We start from the raw sequence: 26,411 nt of genomic DNA, 5'->3' as shown, positions 1-26,411 counted from the left end.
GGCTCGCGGCTCTATAATGCTCGGCAGTTTTTCGTCCTCAGTACAGGTATCCCCTATGAAACGTCCAAGTGGTCGCGTTGCCGATCAGCTCCGCTCGATCCGCATCACCCGCAACTACACCAAACACGCCGAGGGATCCGTACTGGTCGAGTTTGGCGATACCAAGGTTATCTGCACCGTCAGCGTTGAAAATGGCGTGCCGCGCTTCCTCAAGGGCCAGGGCCAGGGTTGGCTGACCGCCGAATATGGCATGCTGCCACGCGCCACCGGCGAGCGTAACCAGCGTGAAGCCAGCCGTGGCAAGCAAGGCGGCCGTACCCTGGAAATCCAGCGCCTGATCGGGCGCTCCCTGCGCGCGGCCCTGGATATGACCAAGCTGGGCGACGTGACTCTCTACGTCGACTGCGACGTGATCCAGGCCGATGGCGGTACGCGCACCGCCTCCATCACCGGCGCCATGGTGGCGCTGGTCGACGCGCTTAAAGTCATCAAGAAGCGCGGCGGCCTGAAAGGCGGCGACCCACTGAAGCAGATGATCGCCGCCGTATCGGTGGGCATGTACCAGGGCGAGCCGGTGCTGGACCTGGATTACCTGGAAGACTCGGCTGCCGAGACCGATCTGAACGTAGTGATGACCAGCACCGGTGGTTTCATCGAAGTGCAGGGCACCGCCGAAGGTGCGCCATTCCAGCCGGCCGAGCTGAACGCCATGCTGGCCCTGGCCCAGAAAGGCATGACTGAGATCTTCGAACTGCAGAACGCCGCACTGGCTGACTGAGTACGCCTCAAGGAGAAGCGCCATGAATGACAGCCAAATGCCGGTGCCTACGCCTTCCTACGAGGTGCGTCAGGGGGCAATGTTGTGCCATCTTGCTGCGTTCCTGGGGTTTGTATTCCCCTTCGGCAGCGTCGTGGGGCCGCTGATCCTGTGGCAGATGAAAAAAGAAGTGGATCCGTTCATTGACGACCAGGGCAAGGAGGCACTGAATTTCCAGATCACCGTAGCCATCGCCTGGATCATTTGCATCGTGCTGGCCTTCGCGGTCATTGGGTTTTTCCTGATGACGGCCTTGGTCATCGCAAGCGTGGTGCTGACGATCATCGGCGCAATCAAAGCCAACAAAGGGATCGCCTATCGCTATCCCTTGACCTGGCGCCTGGTCAAATAATCGACACCCACAAAAAAACCGACAGCGATGTCGGTTTTTTTGTGCCTGGATAAAGACCCTAGATGGTCAGTGTCCAGTCATAGTCCACGATCAGCGGCGCGTGCTGCGAGAAGCGCGGCTGGCGCGGCAGGCGTGCACTGCGAACGAACCGGCGCAGACCCGGGGTCAGCAACTGGTAGTCGAAGCGCCAGCCCAGGTTGAGCATCTCAGCCTGTTCATTGTCTGGCCACCAGCTGTACTGGTCACCTTCGCGGCTGACTTCGCGCAGCGCATCCACATAGCCCATGTTGCCGACAATCTCGTCCATCCAGGCCCGTTCCGGCGCCAGGAAGCCCGGGGATTGCTGGCTGTCACGCCAGTTCTTGATATCCAGCTTCTGTTGCGCCACGTACAGCGAGCCACAGTAAATGTACTCGCGACGTTTGCGTCGCTGTTTATCCAGGTAACGGGCGAAATCGTCCATTAGCTTGAACTTCTGGTTCAAGTCTTCATCGCCGTTCTGCCCCGAAGGAAGCAGCAAGGTCGCGATGCTGACCTTGTCGAAATCGGCTTGCAGGTAGCGCCCGTAGCGGTCGGCTGTCTCGAAGCCGAGGCCGCTGATGACCGCCTTGGGTTGCAACCGCGAGTACAAAGCCACGCCACCTTGGGTGGGCACTTCGGCATCGCAGGCATAAAGGAAGTAGCCATCCAGTTGGAAGGCTGGGTCGTCCAGTTCAAAGGCGGAGGCGCGGGTGTCCTGCAGGCAGATGACGTCGGCATTCTGAGCTTGCAGCCAACTGAGCAAACCACGCTCGACTGCAGCCTGAATACCATTAACGTTCACACTGATGATCCGCATAAATGGCCCCAAAAATCGCGTGCGTGTATGATACACGCCGTCTACCTAATTAGCTAAATCCGTGGTATCTGAGGCTTTTTTCATGCAGGCGTATCAACGCGATTTCATTCGTTTTGCCATCGATCGCGGGGTTTTGCGCTTCGGTGAGTTCACCCTCAAGTCCGGGCGCACCAGCCCGTATTTCTTCAATGCAGGCTTGTTCAACTCGGGCTCGGCCCTGGCTCAGTTGGGGCGCTTCTACGCGGCAGCCATCGTTGAAAGCGGTATTTCCTTCGACGTGCTGTTTGGCCCGGCCTACAAGGGTATCCCCCTGGCCGCTGCAACAGCCGTGGCCCTGGCGGAACATCATGGGCGCGATCTGCCATGGTGCTTCAACCGCAAGGAAGCCAAGGCCCATGGCGAAGGCGGCAGCCTGGTGGGCGCGCCGCTTACCGGCGATGTATTGATCATCGATGACGTGATCACGGCCGGTACGGCTATCCGTGAAGTGATGCAGATCATCGCGTCCCAGGACGGCGCCAAGGCCGCCGGTGTGCTGATCGCGCTGAACCGCCAGGAGCGTGGCAACGGTGAGTTGTCGGCGATCCAGGAAGTGGAGCGTGATTTCGGCATTCCAGTGGTCAGCATCGTGTCGTTGAACCAGGTGCTGCAGTTCCTGGAAGACGACCCGCAGCTCAAGCAGCACTTGCCGGCAGTTAAGGCGTATCGCGAGCAGTTCGGCGTTCAGTAATCGCCGAACCATAAAAAAGCCCCGCTCAACCAGGTTGAGCGGGGCTTTTTGTTTTCAGCGTTTTAAGGGCGCTTGCGATTACTGATCAGCGTGCCCACACCCGTATCGGTGAAGATTTCCAGCAGGATTGCATTCGGTACACGACCATCCAGGATCAGCGAGCTGCCGACGCCGCCTTGCACCGCTTCCAGCGCGCAACGGATCTTCGGCAGCATGCCGCCGTAGATGGTGCCGTCGGCGATCAGTTCGTCCACTTGTTGAGTGGTCAAACCGGTCAGCACCTTGCCTTCCTTGTCCATCAGGCCGGCAATGTTGGTCAGCAGCATCAGCTTTTCAGCCTTCAATGCTTCGGCCACCTTGCCCGCCACCAGGTCGGCGTTGATGTTGTAGGACTCACCGTTGGCACCCACGCCGATCGGCGCGATCACCGGGATGAAGTCGCCCTTGACCAGCAGGTTCAGCAGGTCGGTGTTGATGCCGATCACTTCGCCTACCTGGCCGATATCGATGATTTCCGGCTGGGTCATTTCCGGCGTCTGACGGGTAACGGTCAGTTTTTTCGCGCGGATCAGCTCGGCGTCCTTGCCGGTCAGGCCAATGGCGCTGCCGCCATGACGGTTGATCAGGTTGACGATGTCTTTGTTCACCTGGCCGCCGAGGACCATCTCCACCACGTCCATGGTCTGCGCGTCAGTGACGCGCATGCCATCGATGAAGTGACTCTCGATCGACAAGCGCTTGAGCAGGTCGCCGATCTGCGGGCCGCCGCCGTGGACCACCACGGGGTTGATTCCCACGGCTTTCATCAACACGATGTCGCGGGCAAAGCCGGTTTTCAGCTCGTCGCTTTCCATGGCATTGCCGCCGTACTTGATCACCAGCGTCTTGCCGACGTAGCGTCGAATATAAGGCAACGCTTCGGACAGGACCTTGGCGGTGTTGGCAGCGGCTTCGCGTTCGAGGGTCATTCAGGGCTCCGGTAAAAATCAGAACGGTAATTGGAGATCAGGGGCAACACGTTTCAACTGGGCGTGGAACACGTCCTTGATGCGCTGCAACTCAGCCTCGGTATCCGCCTCGAAACGCAGCACCAGCACCGGTGTGGTGTTGGACGCGCGAACCAGGCCCCAGCCCTTGGCGTAATCGACTCGCACACCATCAATGGTGGTCAGGTGGGCGCCTTCACCCCATTGCGCATCGTGCAGTGCGTCAATGATGCTGAATTTGCTCTCCTCGGTCACATGGATATTGATCTCTGGCGTAGAAATATCATTCGGGAAGGTCTGAAACAGCGAATCGCAGGTGGATTTTTCCTTGCTGAGGATCTCCAGCAGACGGGCGGCGCTGTAAATGCCGTCGTCAAACCCGAACCAGCGCTCCTTGAAGAACACGTGGCCGCTCATTTCGCCGGCCAACAGCGCGCCGGTTTCCTTCATTTTCTTTTTGATCAACGAGTGACCGGTCTTCCACATTAGCGGACGGCCACCATATTCCTTGATCAGCGGGGTGAGGCGGCGGGTGCACTTCACGTCGAAAATGATCTCGGCACCCGGGTTGCGTGCCACCACATCGCGGGCGAACAGCATCAGCAGGCGGTCCGGGAATACGATCTCGCCGGTTTCGGTCACTACGCCTACACGGTCGCCGTCGCCGTCAAAGGCCAGGCCGACGTCAGCACCGGTTTCCTTGACCTTGGCGATCAGGTCCACCAGGTTTTCCGGCTTGCCTGGGTCCGGGTGGTGGTTGGGGAAGTTGCCATCGACTTCGCAGAACAGCGGGATCACTTCGCAGTTCAAGGCTTCGAGCAGCTGCGGGGCGATCACGCCGGCCGCGCCGTTGCCGCAGTCCACCACCACTTTGAGGCGGCGTGCGAGTTTGACGTCGCCGGTGATTTCATCAGAGTAGCGCTGCAGGATGTCAACTTTGGTGATGCTGCCTTTGCCGCTGGTCAGGTCGTTGGTCTTCAGGCGGGTGTGCAGGGCCTGGATCTGTTCGTTGGCCAGGGTGTCGCCGGCGATGACGATCTTGAAGCCGTTGTAGTCCGACGGGTTATGACTACCGGTCAGCATTACCCCGGATTTGCCGGCCAGTACATTGGCGGCGTAGTACAGCGCGGGAGTGGGCACCAGGCCCACATCGCTGACATGGCAGCCGCTGTCGGCCAGGCCCTGGATCAGTTGTTCCACCAGTTCCGGACCGGACAGGCGACCGTCACGACCGACCGAGACGTTCGGCTCGTCCTGGGCCAGGCTCTGGGAACCAATGGCGCGGCCAATCCAGTAGGCGGTTTCGGCGGTCAGGGTCTTGGGGACTACGCCACGAATGTCATAGGCGCGAAAGATGCTGTCGGGGAATGTCGGGGCTACTCGGGCTGCGGTACTCATCGCGGGGGGAAACTCCATCTCAAGGGGGGCAAGGCTGGCCTTAATGTGGCTGACCGGCAGGCTCAAACTGAAGGGTATGACGGTGTTTTCGGCAGAGAGTTCGTGGTGCAAAAGTGCCATCGGAGCTTGGCCCCTGTCTTTATTCCTGCGTAATGCATTGATTTCAAATGGGAAATCTCGCTGATAAAGTCCGCGCATTCTTCATCCTGAAAAGCCTTGCGGGGGCATCGAGCCGGGCAAAAGCGCCCGGCCAGGTTCAGCGTAGTCAGTGACTGCCGGAATGCCCAAAACCGCCTGCGCCGCGTTGGGTTTCGTCGAAATCCTGCACCAGTTCGAAGCGCGCCTGCACCACCGGCACCAATACAAGCTGGGCAATGCGCTCGCCGACAACGATGTTGAACGCCGTCTGGCCACGATTCCAGCACGACACCATCAACTCGCCTTGGTAGTCCGAGTCGATCAGGCCTACCAGGTTACCCAGCACGATGCCGTGTTTGTGGCCCAGGCCGGAGCGCGGCAGGATCAGCGCCGCCAGGCCCGGGTCGCCGACATAGATCGACAGGCCGGTGGGAATCAGGACGGTCTGGCCCGGTTCAAGGACGGTGTCTTGCTTGAGCATGGCGCGCAGGTCCAGGCCGGCGGAACCTGGGGTGGCGTAGGCCGGCAGCGGGAATTCGGTGCCGATGCGGGGGTCGAGGATCTTGGCTTGCAAAGCGTGCATGGAAATTAAACCTGGTTCAGCCGTTGGGCGATAAAAGAGATCAGTTGGCGGGCAATCTTGCCTTTGCTGGTCTGGGCGAAAAGAGTGGCGTGCAGCTCGCGGTCGATCACGCTGCAGGCGTTTTCCTCGCTGTTGAAGCCGATGCTCGGGTTGGCGACATCATTGGCAACGATCAGGTCGAGGTTTTTGTCTTTCAGTTTGCGTGCGGCGTAGTCCAGCAGGTGCTCGGTCTCGGCGGCAAAGCCGACACTGAACGGGCGGTCCGGACGCGTGGCGATTGTGGCCAGGATGTCCGGGTTGCGCACCATTTGCAGGAGCAGCCCGTCACCGCTCGTAGGGTCTTTCTTGAGCTTTTGCGGGGCGACGACTTCAGGGCGGTAGTCTGCAACCGCTGCCGAAGCGATAAACAGGTCACAGGGAATGGCGGCCTCACAGGCGGCCAGCATGTCCCGGGCGCTGACTACGTCGATTCGCGTGACGCGATCGGGGGTCGGCAAGTGCACCGGACCGGTGATCAGGGTAACGCGTGCGCCTGCCTCGACCGCGGCTTCCGCCAAGGCAAAGCCCATTTTTCCTGAGCTATGGTTGGTGATGTAGCGTACCGGGTCGATGTTTTCCTGGGTCGGGCCGGCCGTAATCAGCACGTGCCGGCCGGTCAGGGCCAGGTGCTGGAAGCATTCGGCGGCGCACAATGCCAGGTCGGTGGCTTCGAGCATGCGGCCCATGCCGACATCGCCGCAGGCCTGGCTGCCGGAGGCCGGGCCGAACACCTTGAGGCCACGACTTTGCAGGAGCTGGGTGTTGGCCTGGGTCGCCGGGTCGCGCCACATGGCCTGATTCATGGCCGGGGCGATGGCGACGGTGGCGTCGGTGGCCAGTACCAGGGTGGTCAGCAGGTCATCGGCAATGCCTTGCGCCAGGCGCGCAATCAGGTCGGCGGTGGCTGGGGCGATCAGTACCAGGTCGGCCCACTTGGCAAGTTCGATATGACCCATGGCGGCTTCGGCTGCCGGGTCCAGCAGGTCCAGGTGAACCGGGTGTCCGGACAAGGCCTGCATGGTCAGCGGAGTAATGAACTCACTGCCGCCGCGGGTCATGACCACGCGCACTTCAGCGCCCTGGTCGAGAAGCCTGCGGACCAGCTCTGCGCTCTTGTAGGCGGCAATGCCGCCGCCGACGCCGAGAACGATGCGTTTCCGATACAGACGCTGCATTGGTTTGCCTTTCCAGTTCAGTGAAGCCAGTTCAGTGACGCCTGCGATGCCCCCTCCCCAGGTGAAATCGCACGCAAAAAAGAGGGCCTACGATAACACAGCGCCCGCCCCGCAACAGCGGCGCACATGCACAGGGAGGTGGAATGAGTATTCGTGATTGGCCGGCGGCAGAGCGGCCGCGAGAGAAGCTTTTGGAGTGGGGTGCTGCGAGTCTGTCCGATGCTGAATTGCTGGCGATCTTCCTGCGCACCGGGGTAACCGGCAGGAGCGCGGTGGACCTGGCGCGCCATCTGCTGGCGCAATTTGGCGGTTTGCGCCCGCTGCTGGAAGCCAGCCAGGCGGTGTTCAGCCAGCAATTGGGCTTGGGGCCGGCGAAGTTTGCGCAGTTGCAGGCGGTACTGGAAATGTCCCGGCGCCATATGGCCGAACGCCTGCGCAGCGATTCGGTGCTGGAAAGCCCGGTGGCCGTGCGCAATTACCTCAAGTCGCTGTTGCGCCATGAGCCCCATGAAGTTTTCGGCTGCCTGTTTCTCGATTCAAAGCATCGGGTGCTGGGGTTCGAAGTGTTGTCCGAGGGGACCATCGACGCTGCCGTGGTCTACCCGCGGCAAGTGGTCAAGCGCGCCCTGGCCTATAACGCGGCGGCGTTGATTCTGTGTCACAACCATCCTTCCGGGAGCGTGGAGCCCAGCGCGGCTGATCGAAAATTGACCAAGCTGCTGCAAAAGGCCCTGGAAGTGGTGGATGTGCGGGTACTGGATCACATCATCGTGGGGGACGGTGATCCGTTGTCGATGGCGGAATATGGGTGGATGTAGGACGGAACAGCTGCAAGCCTCAAACGGGCTTGCAGCTTGCAGCTTGCAGCTTAGGGCTTGACGCTGACCTTCGAGAAATCCTGGCGCCCGAACGGGCTCACCTGGTAGCCCTCGACGCTCTTGCGCGCCAGGGCGAACGCCGTCGGGTGCGCCAGCGGCAACCACAGCGCCTGTTGCTGGATCTGCGCCTGGGCCTGCTGGTACAGCTTGCTGCGTACACCTTGTTCGCTGGTGGTCTTGCCGGCGCTGATCAGCTTGTCCAGCGTCGGGTCACAGTAGCGGGCGAAGTTGGTGCCGGATTTAACCGCCGCGCAGGAAAACTGTGGGGTCAGGAAGTTATCCGGGTCGCCGTTGTCGCCGGCCCAGCCCATGAACAGCAGGTCGTGTTCACCCGCTTTGGCGCGGCGAATCAGCTCGCCCCATTCGATCACGCGGATCTCGGCCTGGATGCCCACCTTGGCCAGGTCCGCCTGCAGCAGTTGCGCGCCGAGGTTCGGGTTAGGGTTCAGCAGGCTGCCGGTGGGGCGCGTCCAGAGGGTGGTCTTGAAGCCGTCCTTGAGGCCGGCACGGTCCAGCAAGGCCTTGGCCTTGGCGAGGTCCTGTGGATAACCCGGCAAGTCTTTGGCGTAGCTCCAGGTATTGGGCGGGTACGGGCCGTTGGCGGCTTCGGCGGTGCCTTCAAACACCGCCTTGAGGTAGCTGCCCTTGTCGAAGGCCAGGTTAATGGCCTGGCGCACCTCGGGCTTGTCCAACGGTGGGTGCTGGCTGTTGATGGCCACGAATGCGGTCATGAATGCTGCGGTTTTTTCTACCTTGAGTGCGGGGTCCTTTTCGGCCTCGCCCACATCCAGGGGCTTGGGCGACAGGGCGATCTGGCATTCGTTGCGATGCAGTTTCTGCAGGCGCACGTTGGCGTCCGGGGTAATGGCGAAGATCAAGTTATCCACAGCCGGTTTGCCGGCAAAATAGTCCGGGTTGGCCTTGTAGCGCACCACGGCATCTTTCTGGAAACGGCTGAAGATGAACGGCCCGGTGCCGATCGGCTGGCTGTTGAGCTTCTCCGGCGTGCCGGCCTTGAGCAGTTTGTCGGCGTATTCCGCCGGGTAGATCGAGGCAAAGCCCATGCTCAGGGCCGCGAGGAAGGTGGAGTCGGCGTGATCGAGGGTAAAGCGCACGGTCAGCGGGTCGAGGGCATCGATCTTCTTGACCAGCGTTGGCAATTGCAGGGACTGGGCGTGGGGGAAGCCGCTCTGGGCGATCTTGTGCCACGGGTTGGCCGGGTCGAGCATGCGTTCGAAGCTGAAGCGCACGTCTTCGGCGGTCAGGGTGCGGCTTGGGGTGAAATACTCGGTGCGATGGAATTTCACGTCCGGGTGCAGCTTGAAGGTATAGGTCAGGCCATCCGGCGAGACGTCCCAGCTGTCCGCCAGGCTGGGCACCAGTTTGCCGCTGGCCGCGTCGTAGTCCACCAGGCGATTCATCAGCACATCGGCCGAGGCGTTGGTGGTGGTCAGCGAGTTGTATTGCACCACATCGAACCCTTCGGGGCTGGCCTCGGTGCAGACGCTCAAGTTGCTGGCGGCAGAGGCCAGCGGCGCGATAAATAGAGGGGCTAGCAATAGCGGTAGGGCAGCGAGGCGCATGTTCGGTTTCCTTTGCAGATCGAAGGCCCATCTGCGAGTGCAGTCTGGAAAAGCCCTACCGTAGTGGTCTGGTTGATAAATGACTAGCCCATTTTTGCCTGTGCTTTTGCTTCAAATACTGTTTTGATGGCACCCCAGCGCGTTTCGCTGTGCGCTTTGCTGCGCGCGCGAGCGCTGTAAATCATTCTGTGCGACGAGCGGTCGGTTGTTACAGCGGCCCCTCCTGGCAACGGTTCGGGCGTCTGTCGCCGAGATTTACGCCGGTAAAAATACACGGGCTGTTGTTGCACATGGGTCTTTCTGGTATAAAGCAGCGCTCTTTTCTAGGGGCCCGGTTCCTTCGCTTGTAGGTGTAGCCGGTAAGACCCTAAAGAAACGCGGCGCCTGGCGCCAAATGACTGAGAGATTAAGCGGCCAACCCATGCCGGGTTGGGCATGTGGTTTTAGAGGGCTGAGGCATGTCGAGAGTCTGTCAAGTTACCGGTAAGGGTCCGGTGACTGGGAATAACATTTCCCACGCAAATAACAAAACCCGTCGTCGTTTCCTGCCGAACCTGCAGCATCACCGCTTCTGGGTTGAAGAAGAGAAACGTTTTGTTCGCCTGCGTGTATCTGCCAAAGGCATGCGTATTATCGACAAGCGTGGCATCACTGTCGTGCTGGCCGAAATCCGCGCCGCTGGCAAGATCTAAGGAGCTCTATCATGCGTGAATTGATTCGAATGATCTCTAGCGCCGGTACTGGTCACTTCTACACTACCGACAAGAACAAGCGTACTACCCCGGACAAGCTCGAAAAGAAAATGTTCGACCCGCGCGTTCGCAAGCACGTGATCTACAAAGAAGGCAAAATCAAGTAATTGATTTTCCTCCTTGTGAAAAAAGCCCGTATCTCACGATACGGGCTTTTTTTTGCGTCGGATTTACTGATCAGGCTTTCTGCTCGAACACCACGTAGATCTTGCGGCACGGCTCCAGCACTTCCCAGGTGCCGCTGAAGCCGGCGGGGATCACGAAGCGGTCGCCGGCACGCAAGGTCTTCGCATTGCCCTCGGCGTCGCGCAATACAGAGACGCCCTGCACGATCTCGCAATACTCATGCTCGCTGTAGTTGACCTGCCACTGCCCGACCTCACCTTCCCAGACACCGGCGTTCATCTGGCCGCACGGGCTGTTGTAATGGTTGTACACCGTTTGTTCGGGATCGCCCTTGAGGATTTTTTCTGCGGCAGGGCGGTAGCGGTCTGGGGCGGTGTTGGCCTGGCTGAAGTCGACGATGTCCTGGATGCTCATGTGCGTGTCCCGTCTGGCCTGCGGTTGGAGAGCCCAAAGTCTATGTTTATTAAAATGAACATCGCAAGGGCGTTTACCGCGGTTATGTCAAATATATTGAAACATCCCTGGCCGCTGGTTTAGGGTGGCAGCTGCCTTTGAGCCGAACAGCTGGCTGGCGGGCAAGCATTCTTTGAGGCTGCCGGGGGACATCGCCTGGCCCTTGTATTCAATAAGAGGAGGACACTCGCATGACCACCCTGACCCGTGCCGACTGGGAACAACGCGCCAAGGATCTGAAGATCGAAGGCCGCGCCTACATCAATGGCGAATACACCGCTGCTGTTTCCGGCGACACCTTCGAATGCATCAGCCCGGTCGATGGTCGCCTGCTGACCAGTGTTGCCAGTTGTGACGCCGCCGATGCCCAGCGCGCCGTAGAAAATGCCCGCGCCACCTTCAATTCCGGTGTCTGGTCGCGCCTCGCGCCGGCCAAACGCAAAGCCACCATGATCCGTTTCGCCGCGCTGCTCAAGGCCAATGCCGAAGAACTGGCGCTGCTCGAAACCCTGGACATGGGCAAGCCGATCAGTGACTCCCTGAACATTGACGTACCCGGCGCGGCAAATGCCCTGAGCTGGAGCGGCGAGGCAATCGACAAGATCTACGACGAAGTCGCAGCCACCCCGCACGATCAGTTGGGTCTGGTGACCCGCGAGCCGGTCGGCGTGGTGGGTGCCATCGTGCCGTGGAACTTCCCGCTGATGATGGCCTGCTGGAAACTCGGCCCGGCGCTGTCCACCGGTAACTCGGTGATCCTCAAGCCGTCCGAAAAATCTCCACTCACCGCCATCCGCATCGCGGCCCTGGCCGTTGAAGCCGGTATTCCGAAAGGCGTGTTCAACGTGCTGCCGGGCTACGGCCACACCGTCGGCAATGCGCTGGCGCTGCACATGGACGTCGACACACTGGTGTTCACCGGTTCGACCAAGATCGCCAAGCAACTGTTGATCCGCTCCGGCGAATCGAACATGAAGCGTGTATGGCTGGAAGCCGGCGGCAAGAGCCCGAACATCGTTTTTGCCGATGCTCCGAACCTGCAAGCCGCTGCCGAATCCGCTGCCAGCGCCATCGCCTTCAACCAGGGTGAAGTCTGCACTGCCGGTTCGCGCCTGCTGGTGGAACGTTCGATCAAGGACACCTTCCTGCCGCTGGTGATCGAGGCCCTCAAGGGCTGGAAGCCCGGCAACCCGCTGGACCCGGCGACCAACGTCGGTGCCCTGGTGGACACCCAGCAGATGAACACCGTGCTGTCGTACATCGAAGCCGGCCACACTGACGGCGCCAAGTTGGTGGCGGGTGGCAAGCGCATCCTGGAAGAGACGGGCGGCACCTACGTCGAGCCGACGATTTTCGACGGTGTAACCAACGCCATGAGAATCGCCCAGGAAGAGATCTTCGGCCCGGTGCTGTCGGTGATCACCTTTGACGGCGCCGAGGAAGCGATCAAGATCGCCAACGACACCCAATACGGCCTCGCCGCTGCGGTGTGGACGTCGGACATTTCCAAGGCGCACCTCACCGCCAAGGCTCTGCGTGCCGGTAGCGTGTGGGTCAACCAATACGACGGCGGCGACATGACCGCACCGTTTGGCGGCTTCAAGCAGTCGGGTAATGGTCGAGACAAGTCGCTGCATGCGTTCGACAAGTACACCGAGCTGAAGGCGACCTGGATCAAGCTGTAAGCAACACCGCAGGCAAATGTGGGAGGGGGCTTGCCCCCGATAGCAGTGTGTCAGGCACTAACAGTGCTCAATGATCCACCGCAATCGGGAGCAAGCCCCCTCCCACACTGTTTTGTGTGAACCCATGATTATCCACAGGAGCGTGGCAATGCGTTGGGCGACCTATTTCGCCGTCCTGGCCTCGGTGCTCAGTGTCGGCCTGGCCCTGGGCGTCAGCATGCCGCTGGTCTCCCTGCGCCTTGAGGGCTGGGGCTACGGCAGTTTCGCTATTGGCGTTATGGCCGCCATGCCGGCCTTTGGCGTATTGCTCGGCGCCAAGGTCTCCAGCCGTCTGGCCGCCTGGCTCGGCACCGCGAATCTCATGCGTCTGTGCCTGTGGGCTGGCGCGGTGTCCATCGGTTTGCTGGCCATTCTGCCCAGCTACCCGATATGGCTGGCGTTGCGCCTGATGATCGGGGTGATCCTGACCATCGTGTTTATCCTCGGTGAAAGCTGGATCAACCAGTTGGTGGTGGAGCAGTGGCGTGGCCGGCTGGTGGCGCTGTATGGCTGCAGTTATGCCTTGAGCCAGCTCTCGGGCCCGTTGCTGCTGGGCCTGATCGGTACCGACCATGACTATGGTTTCTGGGTCGGCGTTGGCCTGCTGGTGGTGGCTCCGTTGGCATTGCTGGGTCGCTCTGGTGCGCCCAGTGCCGAATCGTTCAGCGTGACCTTCGCGGACCTGTGGCGCTTCTGCCTGAGCCTGCCGGCGATTGCCTGGGCGGTGGCGCTGTTCGCCGCGTTTGAGGCGATGATCCTGACGCTGCTGCCGGTGTATTGCCTGCAACAGGGCTTCACTGCCGAAATTGCCCTGGCGATGGTCAGCACGGTAGTGGTCGGTGACGCGCTGCTGCAACTGCCCATCGGTGCGCTGGCGGATTATCTGCCACGACGCACGCTGTTTTTGAGTTGCGCACTGCTGTTGCTGGCATCGAGCCTGGCGGTTCCGTTGCTGATGCACACGCTGCTGATCTGGCCAATATGGGTGCTGTTCGGCGCCAGTGCCGGCGGGTTGTTCACGTTGTCGCTGATCCTGATCGGCGAGCGTTATCGTGACGATGCGCTGGTGCGTGCCAATGCCCACATCGCGCAGTTATGGGGTATCGGTTGCCTGATCGGCCCGCTGGTGGCCGGCGCCGGCAGCCAATGGATCAGCGGGCACGCGCTGCCGTGGCTGATGGCGGCCGGGGCATTGGGCTTGGTGGTGCTGTTGCTGCGCCAAGGCGCATTCGGTGCTGCTCAGCCGGCTTGATCCTCGCTGTTCCTAGAGCATGCGTTCCAGGCCGACCGAGGTGGCGAACCAGGCATTGAACCGTCGCCACCAACTGCCCGGTTCACGGGTCAGGGTGTGCAGTTGGCCGTTGTCCTCGGTCACCCATACCACGTTGCCGTCCTGCAGTTTCGCCTCGTAGCTCAGGGCCGGCGCCATGCCTTGCAGGGCGAGATTGCGCACGTGTTCCGCCAGTTCGGGGCTGTCCACCAGCACGCCGACCTCGGTGTTCCACAGCACGGAGCGCGGGTCGAAATTGAAAGAGCCGACAAACGATTTTTGCCGATCAAAGATCATCGCCTTGCTGTGCAGGCTCGAGTCCGAGCCGCGGAACGTGCCTCGACGAAACAGGTGCGGGCCGCTGCCGCCGCCGTCACCCGGTTGGCGGCGTAGCTCGTAGAGTTTTACCCCGTGCTCCAGCAGCGCCTTGCGGTACGGTGCATAGCCGCCATGTACGGCAGGCACGTCGGTGGCTTCAAGGGAGTTGGTCAACAAGCTCACCGATACGCCCGCGTCGGCGCGCCCCGTCAGGTACACCAGCCCGGGCTGTCCCGGCACGAAGTACGCCGAGATCATCATCAGTTCATGGTTGACGCCTTCCAGCTCCGGGGCCAGTTGCGTGGTCAGCAGCAGGTGCGGGTCCGGGTCGGCCTTGGACAGCACCTTGCTGGGTGCGTCCCACAACGCCTGGTTCCAGGCCCAGATCAGTTCGCGGCGCCAGATGTCCATGCGCGGCTGGGTCTGGTAGGTGCGCAGGCGCGCGTACAGCGCGTGCTTCTGCTGGCGCGATTCGGCCAGCGACGCCTCCAGGCTCAGGCGCGCGGCGGCCAGGTCACCTTTGGAGGGCGTATTGGAGACGAAATCATCAATGGGTTTGCTCAGGGCGCTGTTCCAGTACTGATCGAAACTGTGCCCGAGTTGCTCGGCCACCGGCCCCACGCTGAGCATGTCGATATCGGTGAAGTTCAGGTTGGGCTCGGCGTCGAAATACTCATCCCCCAGGTTGCGCCCACCGACGATGGCCACGCTGTTGTCCGCCAGCCACAGCTTGTTGTGCATGCGCCGGTGTTGCAGCGACAGGTTGAACAGGCGGCCCATGGCGCGCGTCACACCGGTGCTGCGTCCCAGGTGCAGGGGGTTGAACAGGCGAATCTCGATCTTGGGGTGGGCGGCGAGGGTGGCGATGATCTGGTCGAGGCCGTCGCTGGTGGTGTCATCCAGCAGGATGCGCACGCGCACGCCACGGTCGGCGGCCTTGAGCAGTTCATCCACCAGCATCCGCGTGCTGATGCCGTCGTGGACGATGTAGTACTGCAGGTCAAGGCTGGTCTGGGCATTGCGGATCAGCTCGGCGCGGGCCATGAAGGCTTCGCTGCTGTTGGGCAGCAGGCGAAAACCTGAACGGCCCTGGTAAGGCGCGGCCTGGGCCTGGATCGAGCGGCCGAACGACGATTGGGCGGCCGGCAGGGCATCGCTGGGTATGCGCGGGGTACTCACCGTGGCGCAGCCGCTCAGGGCCAGGGCTCCCAGCAGGAAAAACGGTAAAAGCCGTCGAATCATCAAGGGAGTCGTGTCCAGGTCAGGGCGGTTGTCGACATATGACGGCGATTTCTTGCGAAAGGTCAGTCCACCGTTTCGGCCAGCATCTTGATCGCGGCAGCGCCGACTTTGCGCACGGCCTCTTCAATCTGGGCGGTAGGCTTGGCAGCGTAGTTCATGCGCAGGCAGTTACGGTACTTCCCCGACGCGGAAAAGATGCTTCCCACAGCCACCTGTACGCCTTGTTCCACCAGTGCGCGGTTGAGCTTGAGGGTGTCGAAGCCTTCCGGCAGTTCTATCCACAGCATGAAGCTGCCTTGTGGGCGGCTGGCGCGGGTGCCGGCAGGGAAGTAGCGGCTGACCCAGTCGAGCATCAGGTCGCGATTACGCTGGTATTGTGTGCGCATCCGTCGCAAATGCGGTTCGAAATGACCCCCTTTGAGAAATTCGGCAATTGCGATCTGCGGCTGCGTGGCGGTGGAGCCGGTGCTGATGTACTTCATGTGCAGTACCCGCTCCAGGTACCGGCCCGGAGCGACCCAACCAATGCGCAGGCCTGGCGCCAGGGTCTTGGAGAACGAACTGCACAGCAGCACACGACCGTCTTCGTCGAAGGATTTGATGGTGCGCGGGCGTGGGTAGCTGTAGGCCAGTTCGCCATACACATCGTCTTCGATGATCGCTACGTCAAAGCGCTGGGCCAGGGTCAGCAATGCGCGTTTGCGCGCTTCCGGCATGATGTAGCCCAGCGGGTTATTGCAGTTGGGGGTCAGCTGGATGACCTTGATCGGCCACTGTTCCAGTGCCAGTTCCAGGGCTTCGAGGCTGATGCCGGTGATCGGGTCGGTGGGGATTTCCAGGGCTTTCATGCCCAGGCCCTTGAGGGTCTGCATGGCCCCGTGGAAGCTGGGCGAGTCCACCGCGACGATATCGCCCGGCTCGCAGATGGCGTGGATGCTGGCGGACAGCGCCTCGTGGCAGCCGGTGGTAATCACGATGTCCTCGGCCGTCAGTTGGCAGCCGGAATCCAATGACAGCCGGGCGATTTGCTCACGTAGTTCCATACAGCCGAGAATATTGTCGTAATACAGCCCCGGCAGATCCTGGCGCCGGCTGACGCGGGCCAGGCTGCGCAGCAGGGGTTTGAGGGTGGGTGACAATACGTCCGGCATGCCGCGGCCCATCTGTATGACGTCTTTGCGCGGAACGGCGCGAATCAGTTCCAGCACCAGATCCCACTGGGAGATTTCCACCGGGCGCTGGGCCGGGCGGCCGACCTCGGGCAGCGCCGGCAACTCCCGGCCCACCGGTACAAAGTACCCAGACTTGGGCTTGGGCATCGCCAGGCCATTGTCTTCCAGCAACCGATACGCTTGCTGCACGGTGCTCAGGCTGACCCCGTGCTCCACACTCAAGGCGCGTACGGACGGCAGCCGATCTCCGGGGCGATAGAACCCCTGTTCGATGCGTGTGCCCAGTAATTCGGCGAGGTTGACGTAAAGCGTCATGGCGGTCGCTCCCAGGGGACCAGTACAGATAGGGGGAAAATACAGGATTCAGCCGCGCATAGGCAGTATCTGTATGGATTTAATAAAGGTGGGTTGAATCTGTAATGGTTTTGTCTGCTCGCCCATTCTAGCCACTCATGGCAACAGGCAAATGAGGGGCAGCAAAATGAACGGCATGAGTGATGTGCGGCTGACGTTACACAGTCAGGAATTGCAGGCTGGGCAAGAGCGGGCGACGTCGCCGCGCGAGATCAGCCGCTGGAGCTTGTTCTGGCACCGCCGCCATACGCGCAAGGCCTTGCTGCACTTGACTCGCGAGCAATTGCGCGACGTTGGGTTGACCCTGGAGCAAGCCCGCCAGGAAGGCTTGAAACCCTTCTGGCGCGATTGATCAGACCAGCTCTTTGAGACGGTGCCAGAGCATTCCCAAGGCCAGCAGCGGCGAGCGCAGGTGCTTGCCGCCGGGGAAGGTGATGTGTGGCACCCGGGCGAACAGGTCGAAACGTCCCTGCTGCTGGCCGCTGATGGCTTCGGCCAGCAGTTTGCCCGCCAGGTGTGTGGCGTTGAGGCCGTGGCCTGCGTAGGCCTGGGCGTAATACACGTTGGGCTGATCCGCCAGGCGGCCGATCTGCGGCAGGCGGTTGGCGCCGATGCCGATCATGCCGCCCCATTGGTAATCGATCTTCACGTCGGCCAGCTGTGGGAACACCTGCAGCATCTTTGGCCGCATGTAGGCGCCGATGTCCTTGGGGTCGCGTCCGGAGTAGTGACAGGCGCCGCCGAATAACAGGCGACGGTCGGCGGACAGCCGGAAGTAATCCACCGTCACGCGCTGGTCACACACGGCCATGTTCTGCGGTAGCAGGTTGGCGGCTTGCGCCTGGCTCAACGGTTCGGTGGCGATGATGTAGCTGCCGGCGGGCAGCACCTTGCCGCTCAATTGCGGATTCAGTCCATTGAGATAGGCATTGCAAGCGAGTACCAGGGTCTTGCCGCGCACTGTGCCTTGGGCGGTGTGCACCTTGACCTCGGGGCCGTAGTCGATGCGCGTGACTTCCGACTGTTCGAACAACTGCACACCCCATTGCTGCGCGGCGGCGGCTTCGCCGAGAGCCAGGTTCAACGGGTGCAGGTGGCCGGAACCCATGTCGATCATGCCGCCCACATAGCGGTCGGAGCCGATGACGCTGCCCATGTCGCGCGCTTGCAGCAAGCGTACTTCGTGGCGATAGCCCAGGCTGCGCAGTTCTTCGGCGTCTTCGGCAAGGCCTTGCAGGTCGCGAGGCTTGTTGGCCAGGTCGCAGTAGCCCCAGGTCAGGTCGCAGGGGATCTGGTAGCGTTCGACACGTTCACGCACGATCTCCACGGCTTCCAGGCCCATCAGCTTCATCTGGCGCACGCCATCGGTGCCGATCACGTTGGTGAACTGCTCCAGGCCATGACCGACGCCGCGAATCAACTGGCCGCCATTGCGCCCGCTGGCGCCCCAGGCGATCTTGCGCGCCTCCAGCAGCACCACACTGAAGCCGCGCTCAGCCAGCTCCAGGGCCGTGTTGAGCCCGGAGAAACCGCCGCCGATCACGCACACATCGGCGCTCACTTCGCCCGTCAACGCTGGGTAATCGGGTTGCGGCACGCTGCTGGCGGCGTAGTAGGAAGCGGTGTGCCGGGTGCTGGCAGTCATGGGGAGCATCCCTGTTTGGAAAATTTGACGCAGGATACAGCGGTCGGACGAAGCTGTCTGCGCAGGGCGTTTTGCTTCAGAATCCACCTCTATTTGCCGTTCGGTACGTGTTTCGATGAGTTGCAACAGTCAGAAAATCAGCGCGCTGCGCCGTCAGATTCCTTCGTTCGAGTGCGTCCCCGGCTGCCACGACTGCTGTGGGCCGGTCACCACTTCGCCCGAGGAAATGTCGCGCCTGCCACGCAAGACCGCTGCCGAGCAGGACGCGGCGATGGACGAGCTGAACTGTGTGCACCTGGGGCCCAACGGCTGCACCGTGTATGACGAGCGGCCGCTGATCTGTCGGCTGTTCGGTACCACGAAGACCTTGCCATGCCCCAATGGGCGGGGGCCGGTGGAGCTGATTCATCCACGGGTGGAAAAGCAGATCCATGAATACATGGCGAGCACCCGGCAGGTGCTGGTTTAATCGGGAATAGGCAGGTTGAGGCTCTCCTTGACCTCTTCCATCACGATATAGCTCTTCGATTCCCGCACATGGGGCAACTTGAGCAGGATGTCGCCGAGCAATTTGCGGTACGAGGCCATCTCGGAAATCCGCGCTTTCACCAGGTAGTCGAAGTCCCCCGAGACCAGGTGGCATTCCAGCACATGGGGCAGTTTCAGCACGGCGCGGCGGAACTCTTCAAAGGTGTCGCCGGATTTGTAATCGAGGCTGATCTCGACAAATACCAGCAAACTTCCCTTCAAATGCTGGGGATTGAGCCGCGCGTTGTAACCCATGATGATCCCCTCGCGCTCCAGCCGTCGCACCCGCTCGGTACACGGCGTGGTGGAGAGCCCGACCTTTTCCCCCAGCTCGGTGAACGAAATTCGCCCATCGGTTTGCAGGATGCGCAGGATGTTGCGGTCGATCTTGTCCAGCTCCCGCTTGGTCTGGGTGTTGGTACGCATAGGGGATACGCCTCTGTAAAAAGGGTTTTTGCCGAGAATTGTCGCCAAATATAGGCATTTATATAGTGAAATGCACTGGCGATTGCTTTTTATACTGCGCCCATCATTGCTCGAATAACACACGTCAGCGGCCAAGCCCGCGATGAGGGTATAAAAATGCGCGTTCTGGTCTTGGGTAGCGGCGTCATTGGGGTGACCAGTGCCTACTATTTGGCGCGGGCTGGCTTTGAAGTGGTTGTGGTCGACCGTCAGCCGGCTGCTGCCATGGAAACCAGTTTCGCCAACGCCGGCCAGGTGTCCCCAGGCTATGCATCGCCATGGGCCGCGCCGGGCGTGCCGCTCAAGGCCATCAAGTGGCTGCTGCAACGCCACGCGCCGCTGGCGATCAAGGCCACTGCCGATATCGACCAATACCTGTGGATGGCGCAGATGCTGCGCAACTGCACCGCCAGCCGTTATGCGGTGAACAAGGAGCGCATGGTGCGCCTGTCCGAGTACAGCCGTGACTGCCTCGACGAATTACGTGCGCAAACCGGTATCGCCTACGAAGGCCGCAGCCTCGGGACTACCCAGTTGTTCCGTACCCAGGCCCAGTTGGATGGCGCCGCCAAGGACATTGCCGTTTTGAAAGAGTCCGGTGTGCCGTTCGAGCTGCTCGACCGCGCCGGTATCGCCCGTGTTGAGCCGGCCCTGGCCAGCGTCACCGATATTCTCGCCGGTGCCCTGCGCCTGCCCAACGACCAGACCGGCGACTGCCAGATGTTCACCACCCGCCTTGCCGAGATGTGCAAGCAGTTGGGTGTGGAGTTTCGCTTCGAGCAGGACATCCAGCGTCTCGACTACGCCGGCGACCGCATCAACGGCGTATGGATCGACGGCAAGTTGGAAACCGCCGACCGCTACGTGCTGGCCCTCGGCAGCTACTCGCCGAAGCTGCTCAAGCCGCTGGGGATCAAGGCGCCGGTGTACCCGCTCAAGGGTTACTCGCTGACGGTGCCGATCACCAACCCGGCGATGGCGCCAACGTCGACCATTCTCGACGAGACCTACAAGGTCGCCATCACCCGTTTCGACAACCGCATCCGCGTCGGCGGCATGGCTGAAATAGCCGGTTTTGACCTGTCGCTTAACCCGCGTCGGCGTGAAACCCTGGAGATGATCGTCAACGACCTTTATCCTCAGGGCGGCGATCTGGCCGAAGCCACGTTCTGGACCGGCCTGCGCCCGACCACACCCGACGGCACGCCGATTGTCGGTGCCACGCCGTTCAAGAACCTGTTCCTCAACACCGGCCATGGCACTCTCGGTTGGACCATGGCGTGCGGCTCCGGTCGCCTGTTGGCCGACCTGATGGCGAAGAAAACGCCGCAGATCAGCGCCGAAGGCCTCGATATTTCCCGTTATGGCAACCACCAGGAGTCCGCAAAACATGTCAATCCAGCGCCAGCTCACCAATGAGCGCATGAGCCAGATCGTTGTTCACAGCGGTACCGTGTATCTGGCCGGGCAAGTCGGTGACGACATGAACGCCGGGATCGAACAGCAGACCCGTGAAACCCTGGCCAATATCGAACGTTTGCTGGACTTGGCCGGCACCGACAAAACCAAGCTGCTGTCGGTGACGATCTATTTGAAGGACATCGACGCCGATTTCGCCGGTATGAACGCGGTGTGGGACAAGTGGCTGCCCAAAGGCGTCGCCCCGGCCCGCGCCACGGTTGAAGCCAGGCTGTGCGAACCGGAAATCCTGGTAGAGCTGTCCGTCGTGGCCGCGCTGCCTTAAACAACGCTCCCTCTCCCGGTGCTGACGCTGTTGGTCGGCGCCGGTTTTTCTTCACTTTGCCGCCTAGAAGCCTGCCGCCATGCGTCCTGCCCGTGCCCTGATCGACCTCCAAGCCTTGCGCCATAACTACCAACTGGCCCGTGAAGTCACGGGGGCCAAGGCCCTCGCCGTGGTCAAGGCCGACGCCTACGGCCATGGTGCCGTACGCGTTGCCCAGGCGCTGGAAGCCGAGGCCGACGGGTTTGCCGTGGCGTGCATCGAGGAGGCGCTGGAGTTGCGCGCCGCTGGTATTCGCGCGCCAGTGCTGCTGCTGGAAGGCTTTTTCGAAGCCGACGAGTTGCCGCTGATCGTCGAGCATGATTTCTGGTGCGTGGTGCATTCGCTGTGGCAACTGGAGGCCATCGAACAGGCCCGGTTGAGCGCGCCGCTGACCATCTGGCTCAAGCTCGATTCGGGGATGCACCGCGTTGGCCTGCACCCCAAGGATTACCACGAGGCTTACCAGCGCCTGCTGGCCAGCGGCAAAGTCGCAAAGATTGTGTTGATGAGCCATTTTGCCCGTGCCGATGAACTCGATTGCGTCAGCAGCAACGAGCAAGTGGCGGTATTCGATGCGGCGCGCCAGGGCCTGGTGGCGGAGGTCAGCCTGCGCAACTCGCCGTCGGTCCTGGGCTGGCCGAGCGTATCCAGCGACTGGGTGCGTCCTGGCATTATGCTTTATGGCGCCACACCGTTTGGTGAGGACCAGGCCTTGGCCGCGCGTTTGCAGCCGGTGATGACCCTGGAATCGAAAGTGATCTGCGTGCGTGAACTGCCAGCCGGCGAGCCGGTAGGCTACGGCGCCCGGTTCATCACGCCCAAACCGATGCGTATCGGCGTGGTTGCCATGGGCTATGCCGACGGCTACCCGCGCCATGCGCCCACCGGCACGCCGGTGCTGGTGGCGGGGCAGCGCAGCCAATTGCTGGGTCGCGTGTCCATGGACATGCTGTGTATCGACCTGACGGACGTCCCCGAGGCGGGTCTTGGTTCCACGGTGGAGCTGTGGGGCAAAAATATCCTCGCCAGTGACGTCGCCGCCGCTGCCGAGACCATCCCGTACCAGATCTTCTGCAACCTGCGTCGTGTGCCAAGGCTCTATTCCGGCGTTTGAGCGACAGGGACGAACACAGCTCCCTGGGATTTAGGCCCAAGTGTTGTAAATACTGAACGCTGTCGCCATGATAACGCTCAATTACAACAACGCCTGAATCCTAGGAGGCTCCCGCATTGGACGTCGGTGAACGACTGCAATCCATCCGTAAGCTGAAGGGTCTTTCCCAGCGTGAGCTCGCCAAGCGCGCGGGTGTCACCAACAGCACCATTTCGATGATCGAAAAAAACAGCGTCAGCCCCTCGATCAGTTCCTTGCGCAAGGTGCTGGGCGGCATCCCCATGTCCATGGTCGAGTTCTTTTCCGAGGAGATCCTCCAGGAAATACCGACGCAGATCGTCTATAAAGCCAATGAGCTGATCGACATCTCCGACGGCGCCGTCACCATGAAGCTGGTGGGCCGTGCGCACCCGAGCCGGGCAATTGCGTTTCTCAATGAAATCTACCCGCCTGGCGCCGATACAGGCGAAGAAATGCTCACCCACGAGGGCGAGGAAACCGGGATTCTGGTGGAAGGCCGTCTGGAGTTGGTGGTCGGTCTTGAAACTTTTGTGCTCGAAGCCGGCGATAGCTACTACTTTGAAAGCACCAAGCCTCATCGTTTCCGTAATCCGTTCGATGTGCCGGCGCGACTAATCAGCGCAGCCACACCCGCGAACTTTTAACAAAAGAGGCGTCCTGCCAGCGTTGCAGAGGCTCCCGCAGCTGCATTCCGCGAGGTCTAATCTCCCTTTATTTAATAGGGTTGTTTCGGCCGGACGGGCTAACCGTTATACTTTCGCCGCCTGCGAAACCGTGGCCGCAGGCGTGAATAGCCACCATTGAGGGTGAACGCGTGAATCTAATTATGAAAATGCTGGCTGCACCAGCAACCGTACTGGCCCTATGGGCTGTCAGCGCTCAAGCTGCGACCAACGATGACATTGCCAAGCGCCTGGAGCCGGTTGGCCAAGTCTGCGTCCAGGGCCAGGAGTGCAAGGGCATGGAAGTGGCGGTAGCTGCGGGCGGGGGCGCTGCGAAGACGCCCGACGACATCATCGCCAAGCACTGCAACGCATGCCACGGTACCGGGCTGCTGGGCGCGCCGAAAATCGGCGACACCGCTGCCTGGAAAGAACGCGCCGACCACCAGGGCGGCCTTGATGGCATCCTGGCTAAGGCCATTACCGGTATCAACGCCATGCCGCCTAAAGGCACCTGTGCGGATTGCTCGGATGATGACCTGAAGGGCGCGATCAAGAAGATGTCCGGCCTGTAACCGTCGATCTTCGTCAAAAATGCCGCTTACGAGCGGCTTTTTTGTGGGTGTGATGTGTGTTTCGAGGCTGTTCTTTGCAGCAAAGACCCGCCATTCTCTGTCCAACCCCTAATCATGGAATGTTCAGGAGGGTCGGATGGTGCAGTTGTGTTCAATCGAGCAAGCAGTTGACGATGTACTCGCGCGGCTACCGGCGCATATCCACATGGGCATGCCCCTGGGGCTGGGCAAGCCCAACCTGTTTGCCAATGCACTGTACCGGCGTATCGCCAAGCTGCCGGAGCGGGCGCTGACGATTTACACCGCGTTGAGCCTGGGCCGCCCGACCTTGGGCGATGGCTTGCAGAAACGCTTTCTCGAACCCTTTATCGAGCGGGTGTTTGGTGATTACCCAGAGTTGGAGTTTCTCGCCGCGCTGCATTCAGACAGCCTGCCGAAGAATATCCATGTGCAGCAGTTCTTCATGCAGCCCGGCAGCCTGCTTCATAGCACTTCGGCCCAGCAGGACTATGTCAGCAGCAACTACAGCCATGCCGCCCGCGACATCAACGCCGCCGGCTTGAACCTGGTGGCGCAGTTGGTCGCGAGCAGCGCCGAACACCCGGATCGCCTGAGCCTGAGCTGCAACCCCGATATCACCCTCGACCTGCTGCCCATGATCGCCAAGCGCCGTGAAGCGGGCGAAACCGTCTTGATCGTTGGCCAGGTTCACACCGAGTTGCCCTACATGCCGGGCGACTCGGAGTTGGGCATGGACGCGTTCGACTACCTGATCGATGCAAAGGACAGCACCACACTGTTCTCCACACCGAACATGCCGGTGGGGTTCCAGGACCATTTCATCGGCTTGCATGCCAGCACCCTGGTGCGCGACGGGGGCACCTTGCAGATCGGCATCGGCTCCATGGGGGATGCGCTGACCGCCGCGTTGCTGGCGCGCCAGGCGGACAACGAAGCCTATCGACTGCTGCTGACGGACATCGATGTGTACCAGTGGGCCCCGCTGATCAGCCGGGAAGGCGGTGTCGAGCCCTTCGCCCGTGGCCTCTACGGTTGCAGCGAAATGTTCGTCAACGGCCTGTTGGTGCTGGCGGATGCGGGGATTATCCGGCGCAAGGTCTATCCGGATGTGGCCACCCAGGAGCAAGCCAACGCCGGTTTGCTGGACGATGCGGCGCAGCCCGACGGCGTTTCGATCCACGGCGGTTTCTTCCTGGGGCCGCGCAGTTTTTACCAGCGCCTGCAGGAGATGGCCCACGCCAAGCGCCTGGAATTCAACATGACCCGCATCAGCTACATTAACGAGCTGTACGGCCAGGAAGAACTCAAGCGCCTGCAGCGCCAGGATGCACGGTTTATCAACAGCGCGATCACGGTGACGTTGCTGGGCGCAGGCGTGGCCGACCAGTTGGAGGACGGTCGCGTGCTCAGCGGCGTGGGCGGGCAATACAACTTTGTGGCTCAGGGGCATGCGCTGGAGGGCGCGCGCTCGATCCTGATCCTGCGCAGTTGGCGTGAGTCGGCGGGTGAGGTCAGTTCCACTATCGTCTGGGAGTATGGGCATTGCACCATTCCTCGGCACCTGCGGGACATCGTCATCACTGAGTACGGCATTGCCGACCTGCGTGGGCAGACGGATGCCAAGGTGATCGAGGCGTTGCTCAACATCACCGACTCACGCTTCCAGGCCGACTTGATCGAGCAGGCGCAAAAGGCCGGCAAGTTGCCCAAGGATTTCCAGCTCGATCCGCGCTTCAGCGACAACACGCCGGAGCGGCTCCAGGGTATCCAGGCGCGGCATCGACGTTTGTTCCCGGAGTATCCGCTGGGCAGCGATTTCACGGACGAAGAGCGGGATCTGTTGCGCGCCTTGAACTGGCTCAAGAGCAAATTCAAGCTGACGGAGATTCTGGAGCTGGGCAAGGCGGCGCTGGATGCCCCGGAGCCCCAGGCGTTTCCCGAGCATCTGAAGCGGATGGGGTTGGATTCGCCGGAGGGTTTGAAGGAGGATCTCTATCAGCGTCTATTGCTCGCTGGCTTACAAGCAACCGCACACTAAAAACCAACACAGATCAAAATGTGGGAGGGGGCTTGCCCCGATAGCGGTGTATCAGTCCCAAATGTGTTGGCTGACCCGCTGCTATCGGGGTGTAGAACCGTAGACATCGTTTACATCTGAAACCGGGGACATCGTTTACACATTTGAGGCCTGGACGCGGGTCATACCTCGTCCCAGCCTCCCCAAGGGATAATCACACAGGTACAAATCCCAAGCTTCATCTTCAGCTTCTTTGAGCCCTATCCTTTCCCCGGACAGCGCCTCGCTGATAAATACCAACTTGCCGTTCCACTTGATCGATCCGTCCTGCCTGACGCTTCGAACTTTCATTTCTGCCGGATATTCCACATCGGGCAAGCATCCAGGATAAATTCGGGTGGACGGCACATACAAGTCTCCCGGACGTTTCATGCCGAGCGCTTCGTGAGGGCGTACGTAATTAAACTCATGCCTGAAATGCTCCAGCAAAAGCTGCTGCTCGACTAAGTTTTTCCCTAAGGGCAACTCAAGTTTCAAGCTACGGTGCATTCGTTCATGGCGACCATTCTGGGCGGGTCTTCCCGGCATGGTTCGCTCGGGATAAATACCCAGCCGAATCCACCAAACTGCCAGTGTGGATATTCTTGCCAGG

The 26,411-nt window shown here is 61.0% G+C and carries 27 protein-coding genes and 1 pseudogene; 16 read left to right on the top strand and 12 right to left on the bottom strand.

All coding sequences use genetic code 11. From position 1 onward, the window contains the following. Positions 1 to 55: 55 nt before the first annotated feature. Positions 56 to 778, top strand: a complete 723-nt coding sequence (gene rph / locus F6S08_RS00140; protein ID WP_027608286.1) for a ribonuclease PH — start codon at positions 56 to 58, stop codon at positions 776 to 778. Between the two features lie 22 nt (positions 779 to 800). Beyond that, on the top strand, positions 801 to 1,169 hold the full coding sequence (locus tag F6S08_RS00135; RefSeq protein ID WP_027608287.1) for a DUF4870 domain-containing protein: 369 nt from the start codon (positions 801 to 803) through the stop codon (positions 1,167 to 1,169). A 58-nt stretch (positions 1,170 to 1,227) separates the two neighbouring features. On the opposite strand, the gene F6S08_RS00130 is transcribed toward F6S08_RS00135, so the two are convergent. Next, a complete protein-coding gene (locus F6S08_RS00130; RefSeq protein ID WP_003195493.1) occupies positions 1,228 to 2,007 on the bottom strand; it encodes an exodeoxyribonuclease III in 780 nt (259 codons plus the stop codon). 82 nt (positions 2,008 to 2,089) lie between these two features. Between F6S08_RS00130 and pyrE the strand changes: the two genes are divergently transcribed. Beyond that, complete coding sequence (gene pyrE / locus F6S08_RS00125) at positions 2,090 to 2,737, top strand: orotate phosphoribosyltransferase (protein ID WP_027608288.1); 648 nt, start codon at positions 2,090 to 2,092, stop codon at positions 2,735 to 2,737. Between the two features lie 62 nt (positions 2,738 to 2,799). Here the strand turns inward: pyrE and argB are convergent, their stop codons facing one another. From argB to coaBC, 4 genes and pseudogenes are all read right to left on the bottom strand, one after another. After that, entirely contained in the window at positions 2,800 to 3,705 is a 906-nt protein-coding gene (gene argB, locus F6S08_RS00120) for an acetylglutamate kinase (RefSeq protein WP_015886532.1), read from the bottom strand. An 18-nt stretch (positions 3,706 to 3,723) separates the two neighbouring features. Then, positions 3,724 to 5,145 (bottom strand): annotated as a pseudogene (locus F6S08_RS00115) (phosphomannomutase/phosphoglucomutase); the annotation flags it as partial. Between the two features lie 241 nt (positions 5,146 to 5,386). Then, on the bottom strand, positions 5,387 to 5,842 hold the full coding sequence (dut, locus tag F6S08_RS00110) for a dUTP diphosphatase (protein WP_065926712.1): 456 nt from the start codon (positions 5,840 to 5,842) through the stop codon (positions 5,387 to 5,389). 5 nt (positions 5,843 to 5,847) lie between these two features. Further along, entirely contained in the window at positions 5,848 to 7,056 is a 1,209-nt protein-coding gene (gene coaBC / locus F6S08_RS00105) for a bifunctional phosphopantothenoylcysteine decarboxylase/phosphopantothenate--cysteine ligase CoaBC (protein ID WP_027608291.1), read from the bottom strand. 143 nt (positions 7,057 to 7,199) lie between these two features. Here coaBC and radC point away from each other — a divergent pair, with 143 nt between their 5' ends. Next, positions 7,200 to 7,874 (top strand): RadC family protein, encoded by a 675-nt coding sequence (gene radC / locus F6S08_RS00100; protein WP_065926711.1) that lies wholly within the window; start codon positions 7,200 to 7,202, stop codon positions 7,872 to 7,874. A gap of 50 nt (positions 7,875 to 7,924) precedes the next feature. Here radC and F6S08_RS00095 read toward each other — a convergent pair whose 3' ends face one another. Then, positions 7,925 to 9,517 (bottom strand): ABC transporter substrate-binding protein, encoded by a 1,593-nt coding sequence (locus F6S08_RS00095; RefSeq protein ID WP_065926710.1) that lies wholly within the window; start codon positions 9,515 to 9,517, stop codon positions 7,925 to 7,927. A 458-nt stretch (positions 9,518 to 9,975) separates the two neighbouring features. Between F6S08_RS00095 and rpmB the strand changes: the two genes are divergently transcribed. Together rpmB and rpmG are read left to right on the top strand one after the other, a co-directional pair. Next, positions 9,976 to 10,209, top strand: a complete 234-nt coding sequence (gene rpmB, locus F6S08_RS00090) for a 50S ribosomal protein L28 (RefSeq protein ID WP_003176907.1) — start codon at positions 9,976 to 9,978, stop codon at positions 10,207 to 10,209. Between the two features lie 11 nt (positions 10,210 to 10,220). Next, complete coding sequence (gene rpmG, locus F6S08_RS00085) at positions 10,221 to 10,376, top strand: 50S ribosomal protein L33 (protein WP_003176906.1); 156 nt, start codon at positions 10,221 to 10,223, stop codon at positions 10,374 to 10,376. 70 nt (positions 10,377 to 10,446) lie between these two features. On the opposite strand, the gene F6S08_RS00080 is transcribed toward rpmG, so the two are convergent. Further along, positions 10,447 to 10,809, bottom strand: a complete 363-nt coding sequence (locus F6S08_RS00080; protein ID WP_027608294.1) for a cupin domain-containing protein — start codon at positions 10,807 to 10,809, stop codon at positions 10,447 to 10,449. 230 nt (positions 10,810 to 11,039) lie between these two features. On the opposite strand from F6S08_RS00080, the gene F6S08_RS00075 reads away from it, so the two are divergent. Continuing rightward, positions 11,040 to 12,533, top strand: coding sequence for an aldehyde dehydrogenase (locus F6S08_RS00075; protein WP_027608295.1), 1,494 nt, complete (start codon positions 11,040 to 11,042; stop codon positions 12,531 to 12,533). A gap of 148 nt (positions 12,534 to 12,681) precedes the next feature. Next, positions 12,682 to 13,824: an MFS transporter gene (locus F6S08_RS00070; RefSeq protein WP_146476964.1), complete on the top strand. Its 1,143-nt coding sequence runs from the start codon at positions 12,682 to 12,684 to the stop codon at positions 13,822 to 13,824. Between the two features lie 12 nt (positions 13,825 to 13,836). On the opposite strand, the gene F6S08_RS00065 is transcribed toward F6S08_RS00070, so the two are convergent. Together F6S08_RS00065 and F6S08_RS00060 are read right to left on the bottom strand one after the other, a co-directional pair. Continuing rightward, positions 13,837 to 15,402: a phospholipase D family protein gene (locus tag F6S08_RS00065; RefSeq protein ID WP_065926708.1), complete on the bottom strand. Its 1,566-nt coding sequence runs from the start codon at positions 15,400 to 15,402 to the stop codon at positions 13,837 to 13,839. A gap of 62 nt (positions 15,403 to 15,464) precedes the next feature. Further along, on the bottom strand, positions 15,465 to 16,889 hold the full coding sequence (locus F6S08_RS00060; protein WP_065926707.1) for a PLP-dependent aminotransferase family protein: 1,425 nt from the start codon (positions 16,887 to 16,889) through the stop codon (positions 15,465 to 15,467). A gap of 166 nt (positions 16,890 to 17,055) precedes the next feature. Between F6S08_RS00060 and F6S08_RS00055 the strand changes: the two genes are divergently transcribed. Further along, positions 17,056 to 17,280, top strand: coding sequence for a DUF1127 domain-containing protein (locus F6S08_RS00055; protein WP_065926706.1), 225 nt, complete (start codon positions 17,056 to 17,058; stop codon positions 17,278 to 17,280). Here the strand turns inward: F6S08_RS00055 and F6S08_RS00050 are convergent, their stop codons facing one another. Beyond that, positions 17,281 to 18,573, bottom strand: coding sequence for an FAD-binding oxidoreductase (locus F6S08_RS00050; RefSeq protein WP_315871135.1), 1,293 nt, complete (start codon positions 18,571 to 18,573; stop codon positions 17,281 to 17,283). A gap of 115 nt (positions 18,574 to 18,688) precedes the next feature. Between F6S08_RS00050 and F6S08_RS00045 the strand changes: the two genes are divergently transcribed. Continuing rightward, positions 18,689 to 19,042, top strand: a complete 354-nt coding sequence (locus tag F6S08_RS00045; RefSeq protein ID WP_003176897.1) for a YkgJ family cysteine cluster protein — start codon at positions 18,689 to 18,691, stop codon at positions 19,040 to 19,042. On the opposite strand, the gene F6S08_RS00040 is transcribed toward F6S08_RS00045, so the two are convergent. Next, a complete protein-coding gene (locus F6S08_RS00040) occupies positions 19,039 to 19,527 on the bottom strand; it encodes an Lrp/AsnC ligand binding domain-containing protein (protein WP_003176896.1) in 489 nt (162 codons plus the stop codon). The two genes, F6S08_RS00045 and F6S08_RS00040, sit on opposite strands and share 4 nt — an antisense overlap. Before the next feature lie 156 nt (positions 19,528 to 19,683). Between F6S08_RS00040 and dadA the strand changes: the two genes are divergently transcribed. From dadA to F6S08_RS00010, 6 genes are all read left to right on the top strand, one after another. Further along, positions 19,684 to 20,985 (top strand): D-amino acid dehydrogenase, encoded by a 1,302-nt coding sequence (gene dadA / locus F6S08_RS00035; protein WP_315871134.1) that lies wholly within the window; start codon positions 19,684 to 19,686, stop codon positions 20,983 to 20,985. Beyond that, positions 20,957 to 21,310 (top strand): RidA family protein, encoded by a 354-nt coding sequence (locus F6S08_RS00030; RefSeq protein WP_065926702.1) that lies wholly within the window; start codon positions 20,957 to 20,959, stop codon positions 21,308 to 21,310. Before dadA ends, F6S08_RS00030 begins: the two co-directional genes overlap by 29 nt. A gap of 79 nt (positions 21,311 to 21,389) precedes the next feature. Further along, positions 21,390 to 22,463, top strand: a complete 1,074-nt coding sequence (gene alr, locus F6S08_RS00025) for an alanine racemase (protein ID WP_315871133.1) — start codon at positions 21,390 to 21,392, stop codon at positions 22,461 to 22,463. Between the two features lie 116 nt (positions 22,464 to 22,579). Continuing rightward, positions 22,580 to 23,128, top strand: coding sequence for a cupin domain-containing protein (locus F6S08_RS00020; protein ID WP_003176893.1), 549 nt, complete (start codon positions 22,580 to 22,582; stop codon positions 23,126 to 23,128). 182 nt (positions 23,129 to 23,310) lie between these two features. Next, positions 23,311 to 23,721, top strand: coding sequence for a c-type cytochrome (locus F6S08_RS00015; protein WP_043293857.1), 411 nt, complete (start codon positions 23,311 to 23,313; stop codon positions 23,719 to 23,721). 136 nt (positions 23,722 to 23,857) lie between these two features. After that, a complete protein-coding gene (locus tag F6S08_RS00010) occupies positions 23,858 to 25,780 on the top strand; it encodes an acetyl-CoA hydrolase/transferase C-terminal domain-containing protein (RefSeq protein WP_315871132.1) in 1,923 nt (640 codons plus the stop codon). Between the two features lie 135 nt (positions 25,781 to 25,915). Here F6S08_RS00010 and F6S08_RS00005 read toward each other — a convergent pair. After that, positions 25,916 to 26,411, bottom strand: a 496-nt coding sequence (locus F6S08_RS00005; RefSeq protein ID WP_315871131.1) for a transposase, incomplete at its 5' end; no start/stop codon positions are given.

It is taken from the genome of Pseudomonas sp. JV449, assembly GCF_032424295.1.
In the GTDB taxonomy this organism is placed as follows: domain Bacteria; phylum Pseudomonadota; class Gammaproteobacteria; order Pseudomonadales; family Pseudomonadaceae; genus Aquipseudomonas; species Aquipseudomonas marginalis.
The sequence above is the reverse complement of the archived record's forward strand: the minus strand, read 5'-3'. Positions and strand labels throughout refer to the sequence as shown.